This window comes from Proteus sp. FME41 (assembly GCF_014897315.1).
GTDB lineage: Bacteria > Pseudomonadota > Gammaproteobacteria > Enterobacterales > Enterobacteriaceae > Proteus.
The window spans coordinates 104821-126621 of sequence record NZ_JABUYL010000012.1 but is presented as its reverse complement, the minus strand read 5'-3'; the positions used below and the strand labels follow the sequence as shown (position 1 = coordinate 126621).

Here is a 21801-nt window from a genome sequence, read left to right as displayed (position 1 = left end):
GGAAGGGATTAATTTTTATTCATTTAGACATCTAAACGGCTAGTGGCTTTTTAACACCTATAGAGATCTATATTTAAGATCTACTCACTCCCTTGGCTGTGCCTTCCCTAACACCCCTTTCAAAGATCAACCCCCAAACCCCCTTAGAAAGTTTTCCCCTCTTCCCCAGAAAACAATCTAGACGGCTAAACGTCTTAACCTCCAACACCTCCTAAATCTAATTACTGCTAAATCGATAACGGCTTTGCTGTATACCCTTGCATTGCTCTCTGATAACGCTTTATGAACTCTCTTAATCTGACGTTAGCTTCATGGCGAGCTTTGTTGTCTTTACGGTAGGGAACTTGTTCTCGTTCCCATTCCGTTTGATACACTTCTGAATATTTAACTAATGCCTTCTGCCTCATGCTTGGGCTTAACTTTGTAAGTTGTTCCTGAATCCACTTAGCATCATCAGGGAAGTAATGTTCAGGCATCGGCATGTTGATTTGGTGCATGATTTAATCGCTCATGTGTATATGGGATTTCAGGATCGTAATGGCAGAGAATTGCCACATCTTCAGGAACACCACGCCACTTCCATTTACCAACGCCTTGACTACTCCGAGCCTTCCCTTTTAACGGATAAGCTTTGCCTATCGCAGCATTCGTTTTATGAATGCCTTTTAAGATTTCATATAAATTCATAATTTATCCTTGAAAGTTTTCTTTCGTTAAATCATATTAAAAAGAAAGCTAAGTTTCAATTCTTTTTGATATATTAGTTTCGGAATAACTTTTTGAGGCGAAAAAATGAGTACATTTGGAGAAAGATTGCTTGAGCGGCGAACTGAGCTGGGCATGTCGCAAGATGACCTTGCAAAATTAACAAGTGTGTCGAGAGTAACAATTAGTAAAATTGAACTAGGCGAATCACAAGACACAAGATCAGCAAATCTTTTCAAGATTGCAGCAGCGTTGAAATGTTCACCTAAATGGTTACTTCATGGGAAAGAACCAAAACAGGAAGTTACTGAGCAATTCGATAATAATGTATCAAATCCAAGACTATACAAACCGTCCCCAAAATATCCCGTATTGAGTATGGTTCAAGCGGGAAATTGGAATGAGGCTTGTGAACCATACACACTAGATCAAATAGATGAGTGGTATGAATCAGAAGTCAAATGCAATGGCTCTGCATTCTGGCTACGAGTGGAGGGAGATTCCATGACGGCTCCGATTGGGGTTAGTATTCCTGAAGGTTCACTTGTACTTGTCGATACGGGCAGAGAACCAATAAATGGAAGCTTAGTGATTGCCAAGCTAACTGACACCAATGAGGCTACTTTTAAAAAATTAGTAATAGATGGGAATAGTCATTTTCTTAAGGGGCTAAATCCGGCGTGGCCAATGATATCGATTAATGGTAATTGTAAAATTATCGGTGTTGTGGTTCAGATGATGATGCGGTTCGTATGATATCTACAAAACAAACTGGGTATATTTGATTGTGAACGCTAAAAACTCAGGGCGTTCGTGCCCTTTGTTGCTTTCTGAAAGCGTGATTTAAAGTTTTCTTACAAGGTATTTGATTGGTAGATTTGGTCAATTTAGCAACGATGCATACTGGCTACAATTACAGTATTTATAAAGGCGGCATATTATACATTTATAAAATTTAGTTACAAGGAATGCTTGAAGTTAAGCTAACTTACTTCTAATATACTCCAAGATATATTTAGCAATTTGATAAGTAGTTATAGGGTGAAATAAATGGTAAACATAAAATTTGATTCAGAAAAGGCTTTAGAGGCCATTCTGTATGTTGCCTCTAAAGCACCAATACCAGATATTTATCATGTCATTAAGATTCTTTATTTTGCTGATCTGAAACACCTTGAAAGATACGGACGATTAGTTACTGGTGATACCTATATAGCAATGAAAGACGGCCCTGTTGCTAGTGGTGCTTATGATATCATCAAATTAGCAAAGAAAACTTCATATGCTGTTCCAGCAGATTTGGATGTAGGCAACGTTTTGAAATCACTGGATGTTGAGAGTATGAATGTGAAGCCTTTACGTCCATATGAGGATGATGTATTTAGTGACTCAGACTTAGAATGTATAAATGAAGCTATAGGTGAAATTGGTCATCTATCGTTCGGGAAAATTAGATACAAAAGCCATGGTTTTGCCTGGAAGAGTGCTGATGAGAATGGAGAAATGGCAATTCTTTCCTTGGCTAAAGAATGTAGCGATGGTTGTAAAGATCTCCTAGATTATCTATCTGTTGGCGCATAGAACTGATGTCTTTAAGTGATTGTTTTCCCGATTCATTTAAAAAGTCTTTTATAGAACAGAAAAAGATAAAAGTATCTGATGTTCTTTTTTTACACTGTGATTTTACAACACCTCCAAAAAAGAAATATTTAGTTGTATGTTGCTGCGACCCTTTACTGGTCTTAGTTATTAACTCCGAAATACATCCATTTATACAATCAAAAAATTATCTCTTGGAATGTCAGGTGGATATTCTTAAAGAAGATCATGATTTCCTTAAATGGGATTCATATGTTTCATGTATCGAAGCACATCAGGCATTTAACTTGCAGGATGTGAAAAGTAGAATAATACATGAGTATGCTAGTATTTTGGTTGGCAATGTTGCGCCTTATTGCATGAGATCTGTATACCAAGCAGTAGGTAGAAGTAAATCAATGACCAGAAAGCATAAAAAACTAATTTTAGAATCACTATCAGAATTCCAATAAGCTACAATATAATCACCACAGCCTCTTTCGAGGCTTTTTTATTGTCTGAAACTTATCACACCTCAATCCCGAAACTTTTCTTTCATTTTTCTATTGACACAAAACTTAGCTTTTTGTAACCTAGGTTTCGAAAGATGATTATTGAGGGCGAGTCATGATCCAGATTATTGATGAATCAAAATTGTTACGAACAAATTCTCAGGTACAAACTCTGCTATGTTGTGCGCTTGAATCAAGCTCATCAAGTGAAATTCAATCACTGATAGAAATGGCAATAGAGAAAAGTAAGGCTATTAACTCTATTATCGAAAATAAACCTGAATCTTACCAGCAACCAAAAACTCCAGCGATAGAAACTCTCACTGCTTGCAACTCATTTGCAGAACGTTTACGTCTAGCGCTTTCTTACTCTGGAATGACTCAGGATGACTTAGCTTGGAAGATTGGATTATCACAAGGAGCCATTAATTCGTATGTAACAGGAAAAGTAAAAGAAGCTGGTATTGCTCGTGCAGGTGAGATTGCAGAAGCGATAGGAATAAATGCTGGGTGGTTACGTTACGGCGAAGGCGAAATGACAGATTTTTGCACCTCAAAAACAGAGGAGTTATAAGATGACCATTTTACATTCTACCGCAACCCATAACTTACCGAAACCTGACATACATACAGGCGTAATGCTACCTATGTTCTTGTTTCGTTTTTGGACTAAAACAGAGCGTCCAGAGAAAAAAGAAGTTATGGCCACCAGCGCAGAACAAGCTAAAGAATTACTCGGTGGCAACGTTGTTTTCTCTGCTCAATTTCCTTGTGAGGCTTAATTATGGCTCACAAACTCAACTTAGAAGCTGTTGCAAAAAAAAGCGACCAACTAAACGCCCTTTTATTCCAGCTCAACGCTGAACGTATATCGGGCCAACCTGAAATAGAAAGTTTAATTGGGCTAGCTTACGAATTATCAGGTGATATCTCAGTCTGGTTAATTGAAGAAAATGCACAGAGGGATAATGGCAATGAATAATACTGAATTAAAGCAATCCGCTCATGATGAATTAATTTATGCAACTTCTATTTTAAATCTCATTATCAACGACAACATAACACCTAGCGATAATATGTTTAATGCGATTGAATCAGCAGTAGCCAATATAGAAAGAGCTAAAGAAAGTGTATCAAGCATTAATACTGATAAATCACCAAAGCCTATCGGTGAAATTAAAATCAATAATAAGGATACAATTGAAACAGCTGTCGGGTGTATTTTAAATACATTAGAAACTGCAATTAATTTAAAAGTCGCTGAAGAAAGCGGTCACATTAAAAATTACGGCATTCAAATTACAAATTTAATCCAATCAGCAAAATTAAATTTAGAAACTGTTTATGAAAAAGTAAGTTTCACGGAGGCGCAATGAATATCGATGAATTAATTGTTCTTCCTGATTTAAACAAATTATCGGAAAAAGAACTAGGCAACTTAAGAGGTAATTTAGAATTAGCTATTGACTCACTCATTACAGGAATGAAGGTATTCGGCGATTTTATGTTTTGGGCTGATGCTAATGAAAATTATCCCGATGGTAAAGATCATCTTGGTGATGTGGGATTATTTTTAAGCCAAGTGTCATTATTGATATCAATATTAAATGACAAACTTGGTGGAATTGAATACGAAATATCAAATCGAAAAATAAAAGGAACAAAAAAATGAGCAAACAACACGAAGCTATTGAAAAAGCAACTGATAACCAAATTACTATTGCTATGCGCCCTGTTTATATTATCGCAGGTGCCAACCGTGCTTACTTAAGTGAGCGTTCTGCATTAAATAAGCTAGCAAACATTCTCACTGAGCGTGAATTTCACAAAGAAGGCATTGAGACTAACTATGAAGGCGAGCAATGCGAACTTGAGGATGGTACAATCGCTTTCAAGCGTGGCGAACCTACCGAGCACTTTATGGATCGCAAGGAAGCTAAACTAACCGAACTCCAAGAGCGATTAAAGCAAGAGCGTAATATTGAACGATTACAAAAAGAATATGCTAAAGCTGTCGCTAAATATGATGATGCAGAAAAAGAAGCCGACAGATTATATTACGAATTAAATAATGCTTTAACCAATAAATAAAACATTCACTAAATAAAAATTAATTATAGCGTTCATGCTAGGGATTGCTGCGCTCTGAATCAGGAGTAAGCAATATGGATAAAGTTAATTTACTTGAAATAAGAAGAAAGCGTTTTATCAACTCAGTGCTTATTTATATTAAACAAAATGGAAAGAAAGCTGAGTTTAAATCAAAGGTAAATAATAAAACTGTTATTACAGAAATTAACTTTGAAAATTTAAATAATTTCTTCCGTGATGTCTATGAAGAAAAAGATTGCCGTCAACGTTGTAAGTGGAGTGATAACGATATCTATAACACCTATGAGCGTTTATATAAATCTAACGGCTCTATTTCTGAAATGGGTAAATTCATGATTGATTATATTGTTGAATATTTACCTCCTTACTTAAATGGAGAGGAATATAAATATCATGACGTATTCTGAATTCATGAAAAAAGGCAAGCAATTAGAGAGTAAAGGATTTTATAGACGCGCAATAGAGCAATACAACCAAGCTTTTATTATTGCAGATCCACCAGCCAAAGGCGCAATGAGTTATCAACAAAAAATAAGTAATCAATCATCTAAGCGTTGTTTAGATAAAGCAAAAATTAAAGTGACAGGTGGTATGTTATGAATAGTAAAAAAATGACACCAGATGAAATCATCGAATATTTAAAAGAAAAAGGTTTCCCAGCCTCTTTATTAGATAAAGAAGCGATGAAATCAAATCGTAAATTAACACCAGAAGAACAAGAGATATTTATTAAGCACATTGTTGATAATTTAAGAACTATTGAAGCAAATAAATACTTAACCTCTTGCCTAGTACGATTTGGACCAGGGATCACTAGCACCTATGCATTTCGTCATGAAAATAACGTTATTGCAATTGATGAAGAAATTATTGAAACACTCCTGATTCATCAAATTGAAAATATGATCTTAGAGAAGCGCCCTAATGATGGCTACTCGGCTATATGGAAGTTCTATATCAGTAATGACCAACATGAAAAAGATACTGGTAAAAAATGGATGCAGAACTTCATTGATGAAGTATTTATCAAAGGCACTCAGTTTTTAAGCACTACTGTCTCAAATAATCTAATTCATTAAGGGAAATATATGAATAATTTAATTGGAACACAAAAAGATATTGTTATGTCTAGTTTAGACTTTCTCAACAACATCATAAACCCAGCCAGAATCGAATGCGGTGAACCAGAAGTAAAAAACACACACTTCATTAAACGTATAGAAGATGAGTTGGACGATTTACCAGCGGTAAAAAGTTTTTACCGCTACGGAAATGAAGTGAAAACTTATGATTTGAACATGGATCAGTTAATGCTAGTTGGCATGCGAGAATCAAAAGCGGTTAGGCGCTCGGTACTGGCAACATTAAAGTCGCTTAGTCAACCAAAACCAAAATCACAGGCAGAAATTATTGCTGCTATGGCATTGGCTAACTTAGAAAGCGAACGCCGTATATCTTATGTAGAGCAAAAAGTTGAACAAGTGAATGAAGTCGTTGATCAAATAAAACAAGGAACCATCCCTGCTGGCTGGATCGGGTACTCTCTGGCTAGAACTAAATCAGGCATGACGGTGGATAAATGCAAAATACTCACCAAACAGTTCAATGTTCGCAAAAATACAATAACTATTCTTACGCCCGAAGGTATGCCTAGACCTATGGCCATTATTCATGAGGATGATTTTATATCTGCATTCAAGGCAATGATGAATGAAGCCGAGAAACGTGGCACTCGCTGGCATCACCCTAAAATGGGATTGTTTCAGGCAATTGGCTGGGAGGATAAATAGTGGCTTATTTTACCGATATTGATAATGGCGTTATTTCTGATGATGGCACTTTAATTTCTTACTCTGAAGCTGTAACAGCCCTTGAATCAGGTCAATACGATAAAGAGCTATTGAAAGGTTTATATTTGGCTGCGGCAGTCATGGGTAAATTAGCTGATGAACCTGAAATATTAACGCCTGAACAGCGAATTTCCATCTGGCGATGGGTGGTAGCAACTTGCTTTATTCGCGAACTACAAGAAAAGAACGGCACCACTGAAATTCGTAATGAAGAAGGCGGTGTTGATCTTGCCACTATTTACAGTAATGGCGAAGCCTCGTTAACCATTTATCCTGCTTCTTTACGTGTTTGTCTTGCAAGCCATTTTGAAAGCATTCTTATCGAAGAGTTAGGGAGTGTCTATAAGGATTATTGTCCTGACTTCATCATAAAAGCTTATATCGGCTTTCTGGACATCTCCCTTGAACATGGTCCTCGTCTATCAGAAAAAGGACGTGAAGGGCTCTGTATTCTTCATGATGATTATATTCGTGAGTTAGAAGCTAATAACGGACTTCTAGCTATACCAACTATGCACTAAGGACGGTAAAAATGATCAAGCAGGATGAGACTGAGCATGAAGTTAACGAATATGACGATCCGCTTATTAAAGCAATTCATCATTTTGATGATGGTTGCTGTTACGTCAAACCTTATCTTTATGACTTAAATTTTAGACGGTTTATCCATGACGAGGTATATAAGCCCCGCCCTAACCCCAAGCAAGTTACTGAACCAAAATTAACACCGACTATTAAAAAGAAAAAACGTAAATCGAAAGGAGTTCGCCATGCTGAAGTTTGATAAAGATAACCGCTTAGTTTTAGATGAATTAAAAACACTTGAAGACTATCTGCGAGCTTTGGCTTATTGCAATTCTTCTATTATGCGGATTGATACCAGTTTAGATAAACATCAAGAAAGTGACTCAGATTGGGCGATACGTGCAAGAACAGCTCGTAAATATTTAAACTGGCAACGTAGAGCAATTTGCGATCAACTGGCTATTTTAAAGCGCCAGCGTAAAGAGGTTGATTATTCACGTCGAATACTCAGAAATGAAATTTTAGTTGCTGAACTGAAAAAGCTCATTACTCACGAAGAATTTATGCAACTTGTTAATAAAGCCGAAACAGAAGTTAGCGCGCAATTAGTCTCTGTCTTGGAGGTGGAGCATGACTACGACTGATCCTGTTTTAATTAAATTAATTTCAGACAACATTGCTGATCCTGGTGATATAACTGATGCTGTCTGGAAAGCCGGTTATCGTAAAACAGATTTTACCACTGAGCAGATCATTGATATCACGGTGAGCATGACGGGTGATTCTATTTATTTAAAATTACCTCATGACAATTTGCCTAAGACATTGGATGACATTAGCAAATATTATTTAAACAATATCATTTTTGATGCTCATTGGGATAACCCACCAACAGTTGTTGCACAGGTCATTATGGAGAACGGGTATAGGAAGGGAGACAAAAAATGACAACTACAACCCGATACATTAAATGGAAGGAAATGATCCAGTTAACAGGGAAAAGCAAACCTACAATTTGGAGAATGTACGCAAAGCGAAATGAGTTCCCCAAACCAGAAAGAACAAAAGGCGGTACATTTTTAGGTTGGCCAGAACATGTCTATGAAGAGTGGGTTAGAAGTGAAAAGCTATAATGCTAACTTGACCCGTTACTTGACCCGCATCTCTTGCGGGTTTCTTTTTAAAATCTCGTAACTCGTTGATTTTAAATGGTACGCCCTACAGGATTCGAACCTGTGACCTACGGCTTAGAAGGCCGTTGCTCTATCCAACTGAGCTAAGGGCGCCTAGAAGAGATTAGACGTCAGCAATCACTGCTGATAACGGGTGTGGATTATACGTTCAACATTTTGAGAGTCAACGATTTTTCAACGATATCAAACTATATGGTTAAAATATGGCAAGTATTCGACTGACAGATTGCTCTTGATCTGACAAAATAGGGCAATACCGTAATTGAATAATTTGGATGTATAGATGTCAGCAAAAATTATAGATGGGAAATCGATTGCGCAGACCATCAGAAGCGAAGTTACAGAAAAAGTAAAACAACGTATTAATGCAGGAAAACGTGCACCCGGTTTAGCCGTTATTCTCGTGGGCGATAACCCTGCATCACAAATTTATGTTGGAAGTAAACGCCGTGCTTGTGATGAAGTTGGTTTTATTTCTCGCTCTTATGATTTACCTGATACTACAAGTGAAGCTGATTTATTAAATCTAATCGACCAGCTTAATGATGATAATGCGATTGATGGTATTCTTGTTCAACTCCCCTTACCTGCAGGAATTGATAACGTTAAGGTATTAGAACGTATTCGCCCTGATAAAGACGTGGATGGCTTTCATCCTTACAATATTGGTCGCCTATGCCAACGTGCGCCAAAACTGCGCCCTTGCACACCTCGCGGTATTGTCACATTACTAGAACGTTGTGATATCCCTATGAATGGCTTAAATGCTGTTATTATTGGTGCGTCAAATATTGTGGGACGCCCAATGAGCTTAGAATTATTACTTGCGGGTTGTACAACAACGGTGACTCATCGATTCACTAAAGATTTACGTTTTCATGTTGAACACGCAGATTTAGTTATTGTGGCAGTGGGGAAACCTAACTTTATCCCAGGTGAGTGGATTAAACCCGGAGCAATTGTTATTGATGTGGGTATTAATCGCCTTGAAAGTGGTAAAGTTGTAGGAGATGTTGAATTTGACGCCGCATCACAACGTGCAGGTTGGATCTCTCCTGTACCCGGTGGCGTAGGCCCAATGACCGTAGCAACACTTATTCAAAATACTTTACAGGCATGTGAAGAATATCACTCGCCTGAAACAGGAAATAATTAGTCAATGGAAATATTTCAATTAGATGGGCACGATTACGTTGAGCTTTGTGATTTACTAAAACTTCAAGGCTGGACGGAAAGTGGCGCATCAGCCAAAAGTGTCATTGCAGAAGGCTTAGTTAGCGTTGATGGTGTCGCTGAAACACGTAAACGCTGTAAAATTGCTGATGGTAAAGTTGTCACTTTTGGTGAATTTTCAGTCCGCGTCAGCAAATAACCTAATCTTCATCAAGCGTTACTCATTTTGTAACGCTTTTTTCTTTTTCAAGCTTTTCCCCCTTTAATCCCGCTTTTTTCTCTATTTTTTCTTATTTAAAATAAAAAAATTATATAACATCATGAATTTATTAATAATTATAAAATCAAACTGTCCTTATGAAATTTAATTTCTCATTTTTTAACGTATCTCTTGGTATAATCCCTATTCAATGTTCAGCATATTGTACATTTTATAAAAAAGTAGATAAAAATAAGCATCGTAAGTTACTATTTTATATATAAATAACACTTTTCAATCATTACTGTAAAACTTCAGCAACAAACCTTTCCGCTGATACTTTTTACTCAATTATTCGTGTTTAAATGCACTAAAGTGTGATTTAGATCTAATTTTTTTCTACTTTCATTAGGCAAAAGAACATTGTTTGTACTAAATTACACGTTATAATTTGAAACGATTCAGCCTAGTGATGCTATTTTAAGTGTTATTTTGTGATATTTGAGTCTTTTTTTGCGCTTTATCTAACAGGAGATTTTATGCTCGGCTTACCCCTTCAAGGTATCTCTGACTTTGCTAATCCCCAGCAAAAAATAGTGCCGATTCTTTTATTTAAGGTAAGGAACTAGCATGAAACGCAGAGTTGCCACTATTACACTAAACCCTGCTTATGATCTTGTTGGTTTAAGTAACCCCATTGAGCTTGGTGAGGTTAATCGTGTAAAAACAGCAGGCTTTCATGCCGCGGGCAAAGGCATTAACGTTGCAAAAGTCTTAAAAAGCTTAGGTGTCGATGTCACTGTTGGTGGCTTTTTAGGTAAAGAAAACCAAGATGGCTTCCAAAAAGAATTTAGTGACTCAGGTATTGCAAACCGTTTTCAAATGGTTGAAGGCCGAACGCGTATTAATGTCAAATTGACTGAACCTAATGGTAAAGTTACTGATTTTAATTTTTCTGGTTTTGAAATCACAAAGCAAGATTGGACACGTTTCGTTAATGATACACTGAGCTGGGCAGGTCAATTTGATATGATCTGTGTCAGTGGAAGTGTACCTTCAAGTATCGATCTCAACGATTTTACGGCATGGATGACGCGTTTACGTAGCGAATGCATGTGTCTGATCTTTGATAGTAGTAGAGATGCCTTTGTCGCAGGATTAAAAGCCTCACCTTGGCTGGTTAAACCCAATCATCATGAATTAGAGATTTGGGCAGGTAAACCATTACCTGAACTTTCTGATGTTGTACAAGCCGCACAAGCATTACGCCAACAAGGTATTGCACATGTCGTCATTTCTCTGGGTGAACAAGGTGCGATGTGGGTAAATGCATCTGGTGCATGGATGGCTAAGCCCCCTAAATGTGATGTGGTGAGTACGGTAGGTGCAGGTGATTCAATGGTGGGAGGTTTAATTTACGGTTTAATGATGCGACAAACCAGTGAGCATACCTTACGCTTAGCAACTGCAGTTTCTGCACTTGCCGTAAGTCAAACAAATGTCGGTATTCATGATCGGGAACAATTGGCAAAAATGATGGCAGAAGTTGAATTAACGCCTTTAAAATTATAAATAATAATACGAGTGGTATATCAACGGTTATTAAGTAGAATTACCACTACATGATTAAATTCATTAACACCATGTCATTAAAATTCAAAAATAGAATCTCTTAAATTGATTAATAATTGTTTATTATTAAATCATTCTTTCTTTTTCTTATTTATTCGATAAACTTCACTTTAATAAAAATTAATAAAGATATTCTAAGGCTGATAAAAACTTATTTTGTTTTTAGGAGAAGTTATGGAAAGGCCCATAGTACTTTTATGGATCCAAGTTATTTCAGTATTATTTTTAGGTATAAGTTTGTTTATATTGGTTGCAGGTGCGCCTATTTATTTATTAGCAATGGCGATGGGGGGTGGGCAAACCATGTTATTGGGTTTGTTCATTATGCTCTGCTTGATAGCCACAATGATAATCCAAGTTACTGCATGGATAAAACTTGCAAGGAACAGTAGAAATGCTTACTCTTTTTTAAAAATTTCATGGGTATGCTTATCTGTATCTCTGTTTTTTATACTCAGTATTTCAATGTCATTAATTAACATATCTGAAGTCGGTTTTATTGCTTTTTCTATTATCGTAATCTTAACTCATCGACTCTTTTTTTCTGAAAATGTTGTAAATTATTTTGAGGAGAAACAAAAAGATAATGAAAGAGAAACCAGTATTATTAGCCAATAAATTAAATTATAAATAAAAAAATATCGGACATTAAATATCCGATATTTTTTATCAAACACATATTAAGTGTATTTACCAATAGCTATTATTAAATAGTTTATATTAATTATTACGACGCCAGGTTGTTCCTTGAGGACCATCTTCTAATACAATACCCATTGCGGTTAATGCATCACGCGCAACATCCGCGGCAGCCCAATCTTTATTTTGACGAGCATCATTACGTTGTTGAATTAATGACTCAATTTTTTCAACTTCATCTACGTTATCTGCTTTCGCACCACTTTGTAAAAAGTGCTCTGGTGCTTGCTCTAATAAACCTAAAACTTTCGCCAGTTTACGTAATACGGCGGCCAAGCCATTCGCTACACTCATATCAACCGATTTTAGGCGATTAACTTCACGTGCTAAATCAAACAAAACTGAATACGCTTCAGGTGTATTGAAATCATCATTCATAGCTTCAATAAATTGAGATTCAAATGCTTCCCCCCCCACAGGTTGAGCATTAACGTCAGTACCTCGTAATGAAGTATATAAACGCTCTAATGCGGTACGTGCTTGTTTTAAATTTTCTTCAGTGTAGTTGAGCTGACTACGATAATGGCCTGATAATAAGAAATAACGTACCGTCTCTGCATCGTAATATGCCAAGACATCGCGAATAGTGAAAAAGTTATTAAGTGACTTAGACATTTTTTCTTTGTCTACCATCACCATACCTGAGTGCATCCAGTAATTAACGTAAGGCCCTTCATGAGCACAGGTAGATTGTGCAATTTCATTTTCATGGTGTGGGAACATTAAGTCTGAACCACCACCATGAATATCAAAATGATGCCCTAACTCTTTACCATTCATTGCAGAACATTCGATATGCCAACCAGGACGACCTGCTCCCCATGGAGATTCCCAGCTTGGTTCTCCCGGCTTAGACATTTTCCATAAAACAAAATCCATTGGATTACGTTTTACGTTAGCCACTTCAACACGGGCACCTGCTTGCAGTTGTTCTAAATCTTGGCGAGAAAGCAGACCATAATCAGGATCAGTATCAATCGCAAACATCACATCGCCATTTTCGGCAACATAGGCATGGTCACGTTTAATTAAGGTTTCTGTTAGCGTAATAATTTCTGCAATATGGTGTGTTGCACGAGGTTCGGAATCTGGGCGGGCAATATTAAGTGCATCAAAATCTTTGTGCATTTCAGCTAACATACGAGAAGTTAACTGTTCGCAAGTTTCATTATTTTCAATTGCGCGTTTAATGATTTTATCATCCACATCCGTCACATTACGAACATAGTTAACATCATAACCTAAATAGCGCAGATAACGGGTTATAGCATCAAAAGCCACAAATGTACGTCCATGACCAATATGACACAGGTCATAAATAGTGATGCCACACACGTACATACCTATTTTTCCTGCATGGATAGGTTTAAATTCTTCTTTTTGGCGAGTGAGAGTATTAAAAATCTTTAGCATCAGTAGACGTTCCCGTTTTCAACTGTACGTGTTTATTACGTTTTTATATAAAAGAAAATAACAACTATACTCTAAATAATCCAAGATGTAGCTAGGCGACAACTGAAGTATGGCGAGTATAAATATAGCACGATATTTATGAAGGCATTGAATCTCGAATATAAAACAAATTCAAGATTATCGCGTCTTATCTTACTCTGCTTGGCACTTATTTTCACTGTTCAATCGTTGATAGTGAGCAATCAAACTTCTGTTATTTGGCTAAATTTTGGCAAAAAGTGTTTCCTCCCCTATTTTAGGTCCTTATTTAGAAAGAAAAACAGTGCGAAAAAAAGATGAATACTGACTAAATAAGGCAATTGTGATATAAAAAACGGGACTATTGTTTATGCCCAAATCTGGGTAAAGCTAAAATTATATTAGGATCTGAATATGGTTACTTTTCATACCAATTACGGCGATATCGTGATTAATACATTTGCAGATAAAGCACCTGCAACCGTAGAGAATTTTTTAGACTACTGTAAAGAAGGATTCTACGATAACACTATCTTCCACCGTGTCATCAATGGCTTTATGGTCCAAGGTGGCGGTTTTGAACCGGGTATGAACCAAAAAGCAACCAAAGCACCTGTTAGAAACGAAGCAAACAATGGACTGGCAAATAACCGTGGTACATTAGCAATGGCTCGTACTAACGATCCACATTCCGCCACTGCTCAATTTTTTATCAACGTTGCAGATAACGATTTCTTAAACTTCCGTGCTGAAAATGCCAATGGTTGGGGATATTGCGTCTTCGCTGAAGTCGTTGAAGGAATGGATGTTGTTGACAAAATTAAAGCAGTTTCTACAGGCCGTAGCGGTTTCCACCAAGACGTTCCTCGTGAAGATATCGTCATTAAAAGTGTAACAGTTAGCGAATAAGCCTAGCTCTTTATGTGTACGCTTTTTATTGCAGATCTGCATTTAAGTGAACATGAACCGGCAATTACTGCCGGTTTTCTTCGTTTTCTAAAAGAACAAGCCATTCACGCCAATGCCCTATATATTTTAGGTGATTTTTTTGATTTTTGGATAGGGGATGATGATCCTAATCCATTACATCAACATATTGCCCAAGCATTGATGACACTAAAAAAGGCGGGTATACCTTGCTATTTTATTCATGGAAATCGTGATTTTTTAATTGGCTCTCGTTTTGCAAAAGAGAGTGGCATCACTCTTCTGCCCCAAGAAAAAGTACTCCAGATTTATCAACATCGCATCTTGATTTTGCATGGTGATACACTTTGTACTGACGATAAAGCTTATCAACGTTATCGTAAAAAAGTGCACAATAAATTTATCCAACGCCTATTTTTGTGCCTACCGTTGTTTATCCGACTGCGTATTGCTGACAAAATGCGATCGCGTAGCCAACAAGAAAATCAGTATAAATCTGATTCTATTATGGATGTTAATCCGCAAGCTGTAATTGATACCTTTCAACAATTCAACACTCAGTGGATGATCCACGGCCATACACATCGCCCCGCTGTTCATACTGTCGATATTGAAGGCAGAATATATTATCGTGGCGTATTAGGTGCTTGGCATACTGAAGGTTCAATGTTTAAAGTCACCACTGAAAAAGTAGAACTTATTCATTTTCCTTTTTAAGTTATTTCACTTATTTCCTCTATAAAAAGCCATTTTTTTCTTTACGCAAACGTTTTCCTTGACGTGTTAGCGTGATACTATCATGCTCAGTTTATTAGGCTATATCCGTTTATGCTTACAGGAGCAGTTAAGTAATGTCTTCTCACGTTGGTCTAAATACCTCCCCCGCTCGTATCGCCATTGTCATGGGTTCTAAAAGCGACTGGGCAACTATGTCTTATGCTGCTGATGTATTAGATACGCTACAAATTCCTTACCATATTGAGATTGTCTCTGCCCATCGCACCCCTGATAAGTTATTTAGCTTTGCTGAAAATGCGAAAAGTAATGGCTTTGATGTCATTATTGCTGGTGCGGGTGGAGCCGCGCATTTACCAGGAATGCTCGCCGCAAAAACCTTAGTCCCCGTATTAGGTGTTCCTGTTCAAAGTGCAGCATTAAATGGTGTTGATAGCCTCTATTCAATTGTACAAATGCCCAAAGGTATTCCCGTTGGAACATTAGCTATTGGTAAAGCGGGCGCCGCCAATGCCGCTTTATTGGCAGCCCAAATTTTAGCGTTACATTCCCCTGCTATTTTCGATGCTTTAACAACATGGCGTATTGCACAAACAGATGATGTTTTAAATAACCCAGATCCAAGGGAGGCGTTATGAAGCCTGTTTGTGTCCTTGGAAATGGTCAATTAGGTCGAATGTTAAGACAAGCCGGTGAACCTTTAGGTATTGCCGTTTATCCAGTAGGACTTGATGCTGAACCTGAAGCCGTTCCTTATCAAAAAAGTATTATCACGGCTGAAATTGAACGCTGGCCTGAAACCGCATTAACCAAAGAATTAGAACGTCACACTAACTTTGTAAACCGCGATATTTTTCCATTACTTGCCGATAGGCTGCCTCAAAAACAACTTCTTGATGAACTAGGCTTAGCCACTGCACCTTGGCAACCTTTAACGTCTCCAGCCCAGTGGTCGGATATTTTTGCTCAATTGGGTGATTTTCTCATTGTGAAGCGCCGCATTGGCGGTTATGACGGTCGTGGTCAATGGCGTATTCATTCAGGGGAACAACAACAATTGCCCTCTGAGATTTATGGTGAATGCATCGTTGAGCAAGGTATTCCCTTCTCGGGTGAAGTTTCATTAGTGGGCGCAAGAGACAGTAAGGGAAACTGTGTTTTTTATCCGTTAACTCATAATCTGCATCAAGACGGTATCTTACGCATGAGCGTTGCATTACCAGCACCAATACCCGAGTTACAACAATCAGCAGAAAAAATGCTGACAGCTATCCTTAATAAGCTCAATTATGTCGGTGTAATGGCAATGGAATGCTTTATCGTTGGTGATAAATTACTTATCAATGAATTAGCTCCTCGAGTCCATAACAGCGGTCATTGGACACAAAATGGTGCTTCTATTAGCCAATTTGAGTTACATTTACGGGCAATCTTAGATTTACCCATGCCAAAACCCGAAGTTTGCCAACCAGCTGTAATGGTCAATTTGATTGGTACTGATATTCATCCACAATGGCTTTCATTGCCATTAGTCCATTTACATTGGTATGAGAAAGAAGTCCGCCCTGCGCGTAAAGTGGGACATCTCAATTTAGTTCACCGTGATAACCAACCCCTTAAAGATACGCTAAATTCATTAAGCCCTCTGCTTGATGACGCTTATCAATACCCTATCAAATGGGCTTTAGAAAAATTAAGCTAGCAGTCCGACTCATAAAGTTAGAGAATAATAGCCTTTAAATGAACAGGCCTTAAATAAAAGGGCCTGTTATTCGCTATTTTCTCCTGATTATTCAGGTTACTGCACCCGTTTGATGGAGTCAGGATGCAAGCCACGCAACAGAGTTTCGGGCCCGTTTATCAGTGGAGCATGCTGATATTGCTGGGTTTAGTGTATTTTTTAGCTACTGCAACCACATTTACTTCTTTAGGTGTTGTTCTTCCTAGCATGATAAGTGAGCTAGAGTGGAACTGGACACAAGCGGGCCTTGGTTTTACGTTATTAGGGTTAACTTGTGGCCTTGCAAGCTTTTTACCTACATTACTTATTCGTAAATTAAGTGTTCGCTTTACACTTCTTATTGGGTTGATGATCTTCGTCAGCGGTTTCTATTTTCTTTATGAAACCTACACCATTGCACGCTATTTCCTGGGTACCGCGTTGTTAGGGATTGGATTTACCTTACTTGCCACTGTTCCCGGAACTTATGTGATTTCTCGCTTATTTGAAAAGCAATCTTTTGCCTTCGGGGTTTATTTTACGATTGGTGGATTAGGCGGTGTTGCAGGCCCTTGGATCTATTTTTTAGCCACGCATTTATGGCATACATGGCGGATGCATTGGCTTATCTCAGCAATTACACTGACCATTATTACCCTCATCACTATTTTATTTTTACGTGAAGGCAGTAAAGAACAAGAACACGCTAAAAAAATTAGCCAACTGCAAACCACAAAACGTATCTATCAAACCAAAGAAATTTGGACTGCACGTCATGCCTTAAGAACATGGCAATTTTATGTTATCGCCGCCACTTACACTGCCTTTTTGTGGTGCGGTATTACAGTGAATAGCTTTGCCGTTGCACACATTATTGAAAATGGCTTTAGTGAGACTATTGCTGCCACACTATTAAGCACAATGGCCTTTATCAATGCTTTTTCACGCTTAGCAGGAGGTGCCATTGGTGAATGGTTAGAACCTAAAAAGCTGCTTATCGCGAGTTTGAGTATTATTGTGCTTGGCTTATTCGCACTCAGTATGGCGAACTCTTGGACTTACCTTATTTTATTTACGGTTTGTGTGGGTATTGGTTACGGCATGACATTCTTAGCATCAAGTATATTGCTTGCTAATTATTTTGGCCGCGCACCTTATCTTGAGCTATTTTCAGTCATGAATTTAATTTCAACACTTGCCTGTTTAGCTCCTTTCTTTGCAGGTGCAATTAAAGATATCTCGGGTAGTTTTACCCCTGCATTCTTAATTTTAGCCTTGCCTGTTTTACTGATTTTAGCGGTAACGTTATTTATGAAGCCTCCCGCTTATCCTAAATTTCAGCATGCAAGTGAGCAAAAGAAATAACAGTGAAATAAGTAAGATAGTAAGTTCTCTATAATATAAACGCATTTTCTAGGAGACGTTAAGCTGATGAATGATGCATTAATAATAAAATACTCAATAGGTATAGGTATTGCCTTAGCCTGTTTTGTTGCTTTTGTTGTCGTCTCTCTTTTTCATGACAAAAAGAAAAAACGTCGTAGAAATATTATTATTCATATCAGCCAAGCTGTCTTTCTTTGTAGTTTAGTGATTATCTTAAGCCAATATTGTGAAATGGCAGTGGTCGATTTTAATCTTCATTTTATCTCTTTTAGAATGATTAATTTCTTCACTTATGTTGGTATCGCTTTAATTTTAATGCGAAAATTTTTCTTATTAATTAATAGATTAGAGCAATCTCAAATTAAAAAAGGCAGTGATCCCACCTCTGCACGTATTATTTCACGTATATTTAAAATTACCCTTTTTGTCATTATCATTTTATTGTTTGGTGAGCACTTTGGAATGAGCTTATCTGGTTTAATGACATTTGGGGGATTGGGTGGTATTGCCATTGGCATGGCAAGTAAAGATGTACTAAGTAACCTTTTTTCTGGTGTCATGCTCTATTTTGATCGCCCTTTTAATATTGGTGATTGGGTACGTTCTCCTGATCGTAATATTGAAGGCACCGTAGTAGAAATTGGTTGGCGTATCACAAAAATTATCACCTTTGATCATCGCCCACTTTATATCCCAAACTCAATTTTTTCCTCAATTAGTGTAGAGAATCCTGGTCGAATGACCAACCGACGTATTGAAACTGAACTCGGTTTACGTTATGAAGACTCAGATAAAATTGGCATAATTGTCGAAGATATCCGCACAATGCTAATGCAAAATGACAAGATAGATACTCAACAAACATTGTTGGTCTATTTTAATCAATTTGCAGACTCGTCACTCAATATCATGGTGTATTGTTTTACTAAAACAACGGTCTGGGCAGAATGGCTTGCGGCGCAACAAGACGTCTATTTAAAGATAATTGAGATTGTGCATAAACATGGTGCTGACTTTGCATTTCCATCTCAAACAGTTTATATCGAAAAGCCGTCATCCATTGCATAAATATTGGAAAGGATAAGTCAATCTCTCCATAAGCTTACCCTTTTACTTATCACTTATAATGGTATGTTATGCACTTAACATGCATAACATTATCATTTTTATTGCTTCATTCATTTCAATCGTATTCACAACCAAGTATATTGTTTGCCAATTCTTCTATTGATTAAAACACGAGTGTAATGAAAAAAATGAAGTTGGCGTGTCACCCCTCGCTTTCACACTACTTTTCTTGTGAACGCCCTATTATTGATATTGCTGATGCAAATTTAACGCAAGTGTCAGCCGTTATAATGTCACTATTGGATATTGAATCCGGTGAGTTAACACGCATTCAGCAAACAGGTTTTCAATTGCCCGTATTTATTGCGGTAAATCTTAACGATACGGTAAATGCCGATTTACTTAATCAGGTTTCAGGCATTGTTATTACAGATAAAAACGCATATCAAAAAAATAGTATGATGATCAATAAAGCGGCTCATCAATATGAAGAAAATCTGACTACGCCATTTTTCTCACGCTTAGTAAATTATGTTGCTGAAAAAAATGTCGCATTTGATTGCCCTGGTCATCAAGGTGGTGAATTTTTTCGTCGTCATCCCGCAGGCGAACAGTTTTATCAATATTTTGGTGAGAACCTTTTTCGCGCTGATCTGTGTAATGCGGATGTCGAGATGGGTGATTTACTTATTCATGAAGGCGCACCTTATGATGCTCAAGCCTTTGCAGCACAAGTGTTTAATGCGGATAAAACCTATTTTGTTTTAAATGGGACATCCTCTTCGAATAAAGTCGCTTTAAATGCATTATTGGCACCCAATGATTTAGTATTATTTGATAGAAATAATCATAAATCCAATCATCATGGCGCACTTATTCAAGCGGGTGCCACTCCTATTTATTTAGAAACAGCTCGCAACCCTTTTGGTTTTATCGGTGGTATTGATGCGCATTGCTTTGAAGAGAGCTATTTACGCCAACAAATTGCAGAGATTACGCCAGAACGCCAATTCGATAAGCGTCCTTTTCGTTTAGCGGTTATTCAGCTTGGTACTTATGACGGCACGATTTACAATGCAAGGCAAGTTGTTGATAAAATTGGTCATCTTTGTGATTATATTTTATTTGATTCCGCTTGGGTCGGTTATGAACAGTTTATTCCGATGATGAAACAGTGTTCGCCTTTATTGCTGACGCTTAATGAAAACGATCCTGGTATTCTCGTCACTCAATCTGTTCATAAGCAACTAGCCGGTTTTTCACAAACCTCGCAGATACATAAAAAAGATGCTCATATCAAAGGGCAGCCACGATATGTTAACCATAAACGTATGAATAATGCCTTTATGATGCATGCATCTACTAGCCCTTTTTACCCCCTTTTTGCCGCCCTTGATGTCAATGCAAAAATGCATTCGGGCAAAAGCGGTGAAACAATGTGGATGAACTGTGTTAAGCAAGGTATCGAAGCACGTAAATCATTACTAAAGCAGTGCCAGTTTATTAAGCCTTTTATTCCTGAAATTGTAGATGGTGTTGCTTGGCAAGATCACGACACAGATGAAATAGCGTCTGATCAGCGATTTTTTAATTTTATTCCCAATGATAATTGGCACGCTTTTAACGGATATGCCGTTAATCAATACTTTGTTGATCCTTGTAAATTAATGCTCACAACACCAGGTATTGATCCTCATACGGGTGAATATGAAGCTTTTGGTGTACCTGCATCTATTTTGGCAAACTACTTACGGGAACATGGTGTTATTCCTGAAAAAAGTGATTTAAATTCTATTCTATTTTTACTCACACCTGCGGCACATAGTGAAAAATTTGAACGCCTAATTTCATTGATTGTAAGATTTGAGAGATTGCTCATTGATGATGCTCCATTAGAACACGTATTACCTTCCGTTTATCGTCGTTATCAATCTCGTTATCAGGGTTATACATTGCGCCAACTCTGTCAGGAAATGCATGATATTTGTATCAAATACAATATCAAGTTACTGCAAAAACAGATGTTTAGAAAAAATTATTTTCCTAAGCGAGCGCTAAGCCCTCAACATGCTAATATTGAATTTGTACGTGGCAATGTAGAGTTTTTACCGTTAAGTCAATTAGACGGTAGGATCGCCGCAGAAGGCGCATTACCTTATCCACCCGGTGTTTTATGTGCTGTACCCGGTGAAATTTGGAGTGGTGCGGTGTTGCGTTATTTCAAAGCCCTTGAAGTCACTATTAATCAACTACCCGGTTTTTCAACTGAACTTCAAGGTGTTTATATTTACGATGAGCAAGATGGCAGTAAACGTATTTATGCTTATGTCATAAAGAATTAATCTCTTTATTCTTC

General features: G+C 37.4%; 32 protein-coding genes and 1 tRNA gene. 29 read left to right on the top strand and 4 right to left on the bottom strand.

All coding sequences use genetic code 11. From position 1 onward, the window contains the following. Window positions 1–227: 227 nt before the first annotated feature. Both INT04_RS12550 and INT04_RS12545 read right to left on the bottom strand, forming a co-directional pair. Window positions 228–497, bottom strand: a complete 270-nt coding sequence (locus tag INT04_RS12550) for a hypothetical protein (protein ID WP_075673914.1) — start codon at window positions 495–497, stop codon at window positions 228–230. Next, complete coding sequence (locus INT04_RS12545) at window positions 469–687, bottom strand: hypothetical protein (RefSeq protein ID WP_064720848.1); 219 nt, start codon at window positions 685–687, stop codon at window positions 469–471. The genes INT04_RS12550 and INT04_RS12545 overlap by 29 nt, the downstream gene beginning before the upstream one ends. A gap of 105 nt (window positions 688–792) precedes the next feature. On the opposite strand from INT04_RS12545, the gene INT04_RS12540 reads away from it, so the two are divergent. The 18 genes from INT04_RS12540 (at window position 793) to INT04_RS12455 (ending at window position 8415) form a co-directional block, all read left to right on the top strand. Beyond that, window positions 793–1461 carry a LexA family protein gene (locus INT04_RS12540; protein ID WP_193016458.1) on the top strand — a complete coding sequence of 223 codons (669 nt, stop codon included), beginning with the start codon at window positions 793–795 and terminating at the stop codon, window positions 1459–1461. A gap of 294 nt (window positions 1462–1755) precedes the next feature. After that, on the top strand, window positions 1756–2286 hold the full coding sequence (locus INT04_RS12535; RefSeq protein WP_193016457.1) for a Panacea domain-containing protein: 531 nt from the start codon (window positions 1756–1758) through the stop codon (window positions 2284–2286). 5 nt (window positions 2287–2291) lie between these two features. Continuing rightward, window positions 2292–2756, top strand: a complete 465-nt coding sequence (locus tag INT04_RS12530) for a hypothetical protein (protein ID WP_193016456.1) — start codon at window positions 2292–2294, stop codon at window positions 2754–2756. A 154-nt stretch (window positions 2757–2910) separates the two neighbouring features. Continuing rightward, on the top strand, window positions 2911–3369 hold the full coding sequence (locus INT04_RS12525) for a helix-turn-helix domain-containing protein (RefSeq protein WP_193016455.1): 459 nt from the start codon (window positions 2911–2913) through the stop codon (window positions 3367–3369). 1 nt (window position 3370) lies between these two features. Then, on the top strand, window positions 3371–3577 hold the full coding sequence (locus tag INT04_RS12520; RefSeq protein ID WP_193016454.1) for a hypothetical protein: 207 nt from the start codon (window positions 3371–3373) through the stop codon (window positions 3575–3577). 2 nt (window positions 3578–3579) lie between these two features. Next, entirely contained in the window at window positions 3580–3777 is a 198-nt protein-coding gene (locus INT04_RS12515) for a hypothetical protein (protein ID WP_193016453.1), read from the top strand. Continuing rightward, the gene (locus INT04_RS12510) at window positions 3770–4171 is read left to right on the top strand and encodes a hypothetical protein (protein ID WP_193016452.1); all 402 of its coding nucleotides are present in this window, start codon (window positions 3770–3772) and stop codon (window positions 4169–4171) included. Before INT04_RS12515 ends, INT04_RS12510 begins: the two co-directional genes overlap by 8 nt. Further along, window positions 4168–4467 (top strand): hypothetical protein, encoded by a 300-nt coding sequence (locus tag INT04_RS12505; protein WP_072065077.1) that lies wholly within the window; start codon window positions 4168–4170, stop codon window positions 4465–4467. Before INT04_RS12510 ends, INT04_RS12505 begins: the two co-directional genes overlap by 4 nt. Continuing rightward, entirely contained in the window at window positions 4464–4886 is a 423-nt protein-coding gene (locus INT04_RS12500; protein WP_072065078.1) for a hypothetical protein, read from the top strand. Before INT04_RS12505 ends, INT04_RS12500 begins: the two co-directional genes overlap by 4 nt. A 74-nt stretch (window positions 4887–4960) precedes the next feature. Further along, entirely contained in the window at window positions 4961–5314 is a 354-nt protein-coding gene (locus tag INT04_RS12495) for a hypothetical protein (protein ID WP_193016451.1), read from the top strand. Next, entirely contained in the window at window positions 5301–5507 is a 207-nt protein-coding gene (locus INT04_RS12490; protein WP_082147391.1) for a hypothetical protein, read from the top strand. Before INT04_RS12495 ends, INT04_RS12490 begins: the two co-directional genes overlap by 14 nt. Next, window positions 5504–5986 (top strand): hypothetical protein, encoded by a 483-nt coding sequence (locus INT04_RS12485; RefSeq protein ID WP_072065080.1) that lies wholly within the window; start codon window positions 5504–5506, stop codon window positions 5984–5986. The genes INT04_RS12490 and INT04_RS12485 overlap by 4 nt, the downstream gene beginning before the upstream one ends. 9 nt (window positions 5987–5995) lie before the next feature. Continuing rightward, on the top strand, window positions 5996–6697 hold the full coding sequence (locus INT04_RS12480) for a hypothetical protein (RefSeq protein ID WP_072065081.1): 702 nt from the start codon (window positions 5996–5998) through the stop codon (window positions 6695–6697). Next, window positions 6697–7278, top strand: a complete 582-nt coding sequence (locus tag INT04_RS12475) for a hypothetical protein (RefSeq protein ID WP_072065082.1) — start codon at window positions 6697–6699, stop codon at window positions 7276–7278. Before INT04_RS12480 ends, INT04_RS12475 begins: the two co-directional genes overlap by 1 nt. A gap of 11 nt (window positions 7279–7289) precedes the next feature. Beyond that, the gene (locus INT04_RS12470) at window positions 7290–7541 is read left to right on the top strand and encodes a hypothetical protein (protein WP_072065083.1); all 252 of its coding nucleotides are present in this window, start codon (window positions 7290–7292) and stop codon (window positions 7539–7541) included. Further along, window positions 7528–7926: a hypothetical protein gene (locus INT04_RS12465; RefSeq protein ID WP_072065084.1), complete on the top strand. Its 399-nt coding sequence runs from the start codon at window positions 7528–7530 to the stop codon at window positions 7924–7926. Before INT04_RS12470 ends, INT04_RS12465 begins: the two co-directional genes overlap by 14 nt. Then, window positions 7913–8230: a hypothetical protein gene (locus INT04_RS12460; RefSeq protein WP_072065085.1), complete on the top strand. Its 318-nt coding sequence runs from the start codon at window positions 7913–7915 to the stop codon at window positions 8228–8230. Before INT04_RS12465 ends, INT04_RS12460 begins: the two co-directional genes overlap by 14 nt. Continuing rightward, a complete protein-coding gene (locus INT04_RS12455) occupies window positions 8227–8415 on the top strand; it encodes a helix-turn-helix transcriptional regulator (RefSeq protein ID WP_051175912.1) in 189 nt (62 codons plus the stop codon). The genes INT04_RS12460 and INT04_RS12455 overlap by 4 nt, the downstream gene beginning before the upstream one ends. A gap of 76 nt (window positions 8416–8491) precedes the next feature. Here the strand turns inward: INT04_RS12455 and INT04_RS12450 are convergent. After that, window positions 8492–8568 (bottom strand) — tRNA-Arg (locus INT04_RS12450). Between the two features lie 190 nt (window positions 8569–8758). Between INT04_RS12450 and folD the strand changes: the two genes are divergently transcribed. The 4 genes from folD to INT04_RS12430 all read left to right on the top strand — a co-directional run bounded on the left by folD (window position 8759) and on the right by INT04_RS12430 (window position 12097). Further along, the gene (gene folD / locus INT04_RS12445) at window positions 8759–9631 is read left to right on the top strand and encodes a bifunctional methylenetetrahydrofolate dehydrogenase/methenyltetrahydrofolate cyclohydrolase FolD (protein WP_193016450.1); all 873 of its coding nucleotides are present in this window, start codon (window positions 8759–8761) and stop codon (window positions 9629–9631) included. Between the two features lie 3 nt (window positions 9632–9634). Continuing rightward, entirely contained in the window at window positions 9635–9847 is a 213-nt protein-coding gene (gene ybcJ, locus INT04_RS12440; protein ID WP_193016449.1) for a ribosome-associated protein YbcJ, read from the top strand. 630 nt (window positions 9848–10477) lie between these two features. After that, window positions 10478–11419, top strand: a complete 942-nt coding sequence (gene fruK / locus INT04_RS12435) for a 1-phosphofructokinase (protein ID WP_193016448.1) — start codon at window positions 10478–10480, stop codon at window positions 11417–11419. A 234-nt stretch (window positions 11420–11653) separates the two neighbouring features. Continuing rightward, entirely contained in the window at window positions 11654–12097 is a 444-nt protein-coding gene (locus INT04_RS12430; RefSeq protein ID WP_193016447.1) for a hypothetical protein, read from the top strand. 102 nt (window positions 12098–12199) lie between these two features. Here the strand turns inward: INT04_RS12430 and cysS are convergent, their stop codons facing one another. Continuing rightward, window positions 12200–13591, bottom strand: a complete 1392-nt coding sequence (cysS, locus tag INT04_RS12425) for a cysteine--tRNA ligase (RefSeq protein ID WP_193016446.1) — start codon at window positions 13589–13591, stop codon at window positions 12200–12202. 432 nt (window positions 13592–14023) lie between these two features. Between cysS and ppiB the strand changes: the two genes are divergently transcribed. The 7 genes from ppiB (at window position 14024) to INT04_RS12390 (ending at window position 21787) form a co-directional block, all read left to right on the top strand. Continuing rightward, on the top strand, window positions 14024–14518 hold the full coding sequence (gene ppiB, locus INT04_RS12420; protein WP_193016445.1) for a peptidylprolyl isomerase B: 495 nt from the start codon (window positions 14024–14026) through the stop codon (window positions 14516–14518). 12 nt (window positions 14519–14530) lie between these two features. Further along, window positions 14531–15253, top strand: coding sequence for a UDP-2,3-diacylglucosamine diphosphatase (locus tag INT04_RS12415; protein WP_193016444.1), 723 nt, complete (start codon window positions 14531–14533; stop codon window positions 15251–15253). 134 nt (window positions 15254–15387) lie between these two features. Beyond that, window positions 15388–15909, top strand: coding sequence for a 5-(carboxyamino)imidazole ribonucleotide mutase (gene purE, locus INT04_RS12410; RefSeq protein ID WP_193016443.1), 522 nt, complete (start codon window positions 15388–15390; stop codon window positions 15907–15909). Further along, window positions 15906–16973 (top strand): 5-(carboxyamino)imidazole ribonucleotide synthase, encoded by a 1068-nt coding sequence (gene purK, locus INT04_RS12405; RefSeq protein ID WP_193016442.1) that lies wholly within the window; start codon window positions 15906–15908, stop codon window positions 16971–16973. Before purE ends, purK begins: the two co-directional genes overlap by 4 nt. A gap of 123 nt (window positions 16974–17096) precedes the next feature. Beyond that, complete coding sequence (locus tag INT04_RS12400) at window positions 17097–18356, top strand: CynX/NimT family MFS transporter (RefSeq protein WP_193016441.1); 1260 nt, start codon at window positions 17097–17099, stop codon at window positions 18354–18356. Between the two features lie 66 nt (window positions 18357–18422). After that, on the top strand, window positions 18423–19445 hold the full coding sequence (locus INT04_RS12395) for a mechanosensitive ion channel family protein (RefSeq protein WP_193016440.1): 1023 nt from the start codon (window positions 18423–18425) through the stop codon (window positions 19443–19445). Between the two features lie 179 nt (window positions 19446–19624). Continuing rightward, on the top strand, window positions 19625–21787 hold the full coding sequence (locus INT04_RS12390) for an ornithine decarboxylase (protein ID WP_193016439.1): 2163 nt from the start codon (window positions 19625–19627) through the stop codon (window positions 21785–21787). The last annotated feature ends 14 nt before the right edge of the window (window positions 21788–21801 follow it).

Bases quoted from the DNA above. Each gene is read 5' to 3' on its own strand.
- INT04_RS12480 (WP_072065081.1), top strand. From the start codon at position 5,996: ATGAATAATTTAATTGGAACACAAAAAGATATTGTTATGTCTAGTTTA.
- INT04_RS12395 (WP_193016440.1), top strand. From the start codon at position 18,423: ATGAATGATGCATTAATAATAAAATACTCAATAGGTATAGGTATTGCC.
- fruK (WP_193016448.1), top strand. From the start codon at position 10,478: ATGAAACGCAGAGTTGCCACTATTACACTAAACCCTGCTTATGATCTT.
- INT04_RS12455 (WP_051175912.1), top strand. From the start codon at position 8,227: ATGACAACTACAACCCGATACATTAAATGGAAGGAAATGATCCAGTTA.
- INT04_RS12530 (WP_193016456.1), top strand. From the start codon at position 2,292: ATGTCTTTAAGTGATTGTTTTCCCGATTCATTTAAAAAGTCTTTTATA.
- INT04_RS12545 (WP_064720848.1), bottom strand. From the start codon at position 687: ATGAATTTATATGAAATCTTAAAAGGCATTCATAAAACGAATGCTGCG.
- ybcJ (WP_193016449.1), top strand. From the start codon at position 9,635: ATGGAAATATTTCAATTAGATGGGCACGATTACGTTGAGCTTTGTGAT.
- INT04_RS12520 (WP_193016454.1), top strand. From the start codon at position 3,371: ATGACCATTTTACATTCTACCGCAACCCATAACTTACCGAAACCTGAC.
- INT04_RS12415 (WP_193016444.1), top strand. From the start codon at position 14,531: ATGTGTACGCTTTTTATTGCAGATCTGCATTTAAGTGAACATGAACCG.
- INT04_RS12535 (WP_193016457.1), top strand. From the start codon at position 1,756: ATGGTAAACATAAAATTTGATTCAGAAAAGGCTTTAGAGGCCATTCTG.
- INT04_RS12510 (WP_193016452.1), top strand. From the start codon at position 3,770: ATGAATAATACTGAATTAAAGCAATCCGCTCATGATGAATTAATTTAT.
- INT04_RS12500 (WP_072065078.1), top strand. From the start codon at position 4,464: ATGAGCAAACAACACGAAGCTATTGAAAAAGCAACTGATAACCAAATT.
- INT04_RS12505 (WP_072065077.1), top strand. From the start codon at position 4,168: ATGAATATCGATGAATTAATTGTTCTTCCTGATTTAAACAAATTATCG.
- folD (WP_193016450.1), top strand. From the start codon at position 8,759: ATGTCAGCAAAAATTATAGATGGGAAATCGATTGCGCAGACCATCAGA.
- cysS (WP_193016446.1), bottom strand. From the start codon at position 13,591: ATGCTAAAGATTTTTAATACTCTCACTCGCCAAAAAGAAGAATTTAAA.
- INT04_RS12495 (WP_193016451.1), top strand. From the start codon at position 4,961: ATGGATAAAGTTAATTTACTTGAAATAAGAAGAAAGCGTTTTATCAAC.
- INT04_RS12460 (WP_072065085.1), top strand. From the start codon at position 7,913: ATGACTACGACTGATCCTGTTTTAATTAAATTAATTTCAGACAACATT.
- INT04_RS12470 (WP_072065083.1), top strand. From the start codon at position 7,290: ATGATCAAGCAGGATGAGACTGAGCATGAAGTTAACGAATATGACGAT.
- INT04_RS12550 (WP_075673914.1), bottom strand. From the start codon at position 497: ATGCACCAAATCAACATGCCGATGCCTGAACATTACTTCCCTGATGAT.
- INT04_RS12490 (WP_082147391.1), top strand. From the start codon at position 5,301: ATGACGTATTCTGAATTCATGAAAAAAGGCAAGCAATTAGAGAGTAAA.
- ppiB (WP_193016445.1), top strand. From the start codon at position 14,024: ATGGTTACTTTTCATACCAATTACGGCGATATCGTGATTAATACATTT.
- INT04_RS12540 (WP_193016458.1), top strand. From the start codon at position 793: ATGAGTACATTTGGAGAAAGATTGCTTGAGCGGCGAACTGAGCTGGGC.
- INT04_RS12400 (WP_193016441.1), top strand. From the start codon at position 17,097: ATGCAAGCCACGCAACAGAGTTTCGGGCCCGTTTATCAGTGGAGCATG.
- purK (WP_193016442.1), top strand. From the start codon at position 15,906: ATGAAGCCTGTTTGTGTCCTTGGAAATGGTCAATTAGGTCGAATGTTA.
- INT04_RS12515 (WP_193016453.1), top strand. From the start codon at position 3,580: ATGGCTCACAAACTCAACTTAGAAGCTGTTGCAAAAAAAAGCGACCAA.
- INT04_RS12525 (WP_193016455.1), top strand. From the start codon at position 2,911: ATGATCCAGATTATTGATGAATCAAAATTGTTACGAACAAATTCTCAG.
- INT04_RS12430 (WP_193016447.1), top strand. From the start codon at position 11,654: ATGGAAAGGCCCATAGTACTTTTATGGATCCAAGTTATTTCAGTATTA.
- purE (WP_193016443.1), top strand. From the start codon at position 15,388: ATGTCTTCTCACGTTGGTCTAAATACCTCCCCCGCTCGTATCGCCATT.
- INT04_RS12465 (WP_072065084.1), top strand. From the start codon at position 7,528: ATGCTGAAGTTTGATAAAGATAACCGCTTAGTTTTAGATGAATTAAAA.
- INT04_RS12390 (WP_193016439.1), top strand. From the start codon at position 19,625: ATGAAAAAAATGAAGTTGGCGTGTCACCCCTCGCTTTCACACTACTTT.
- INT04_RS12485 (WP_072065080.1), top strand. From the start codon at position 5,504: ATGAATAGTAAAAAAATGACACCAGATGAAATCATCGAATATTTAAAA.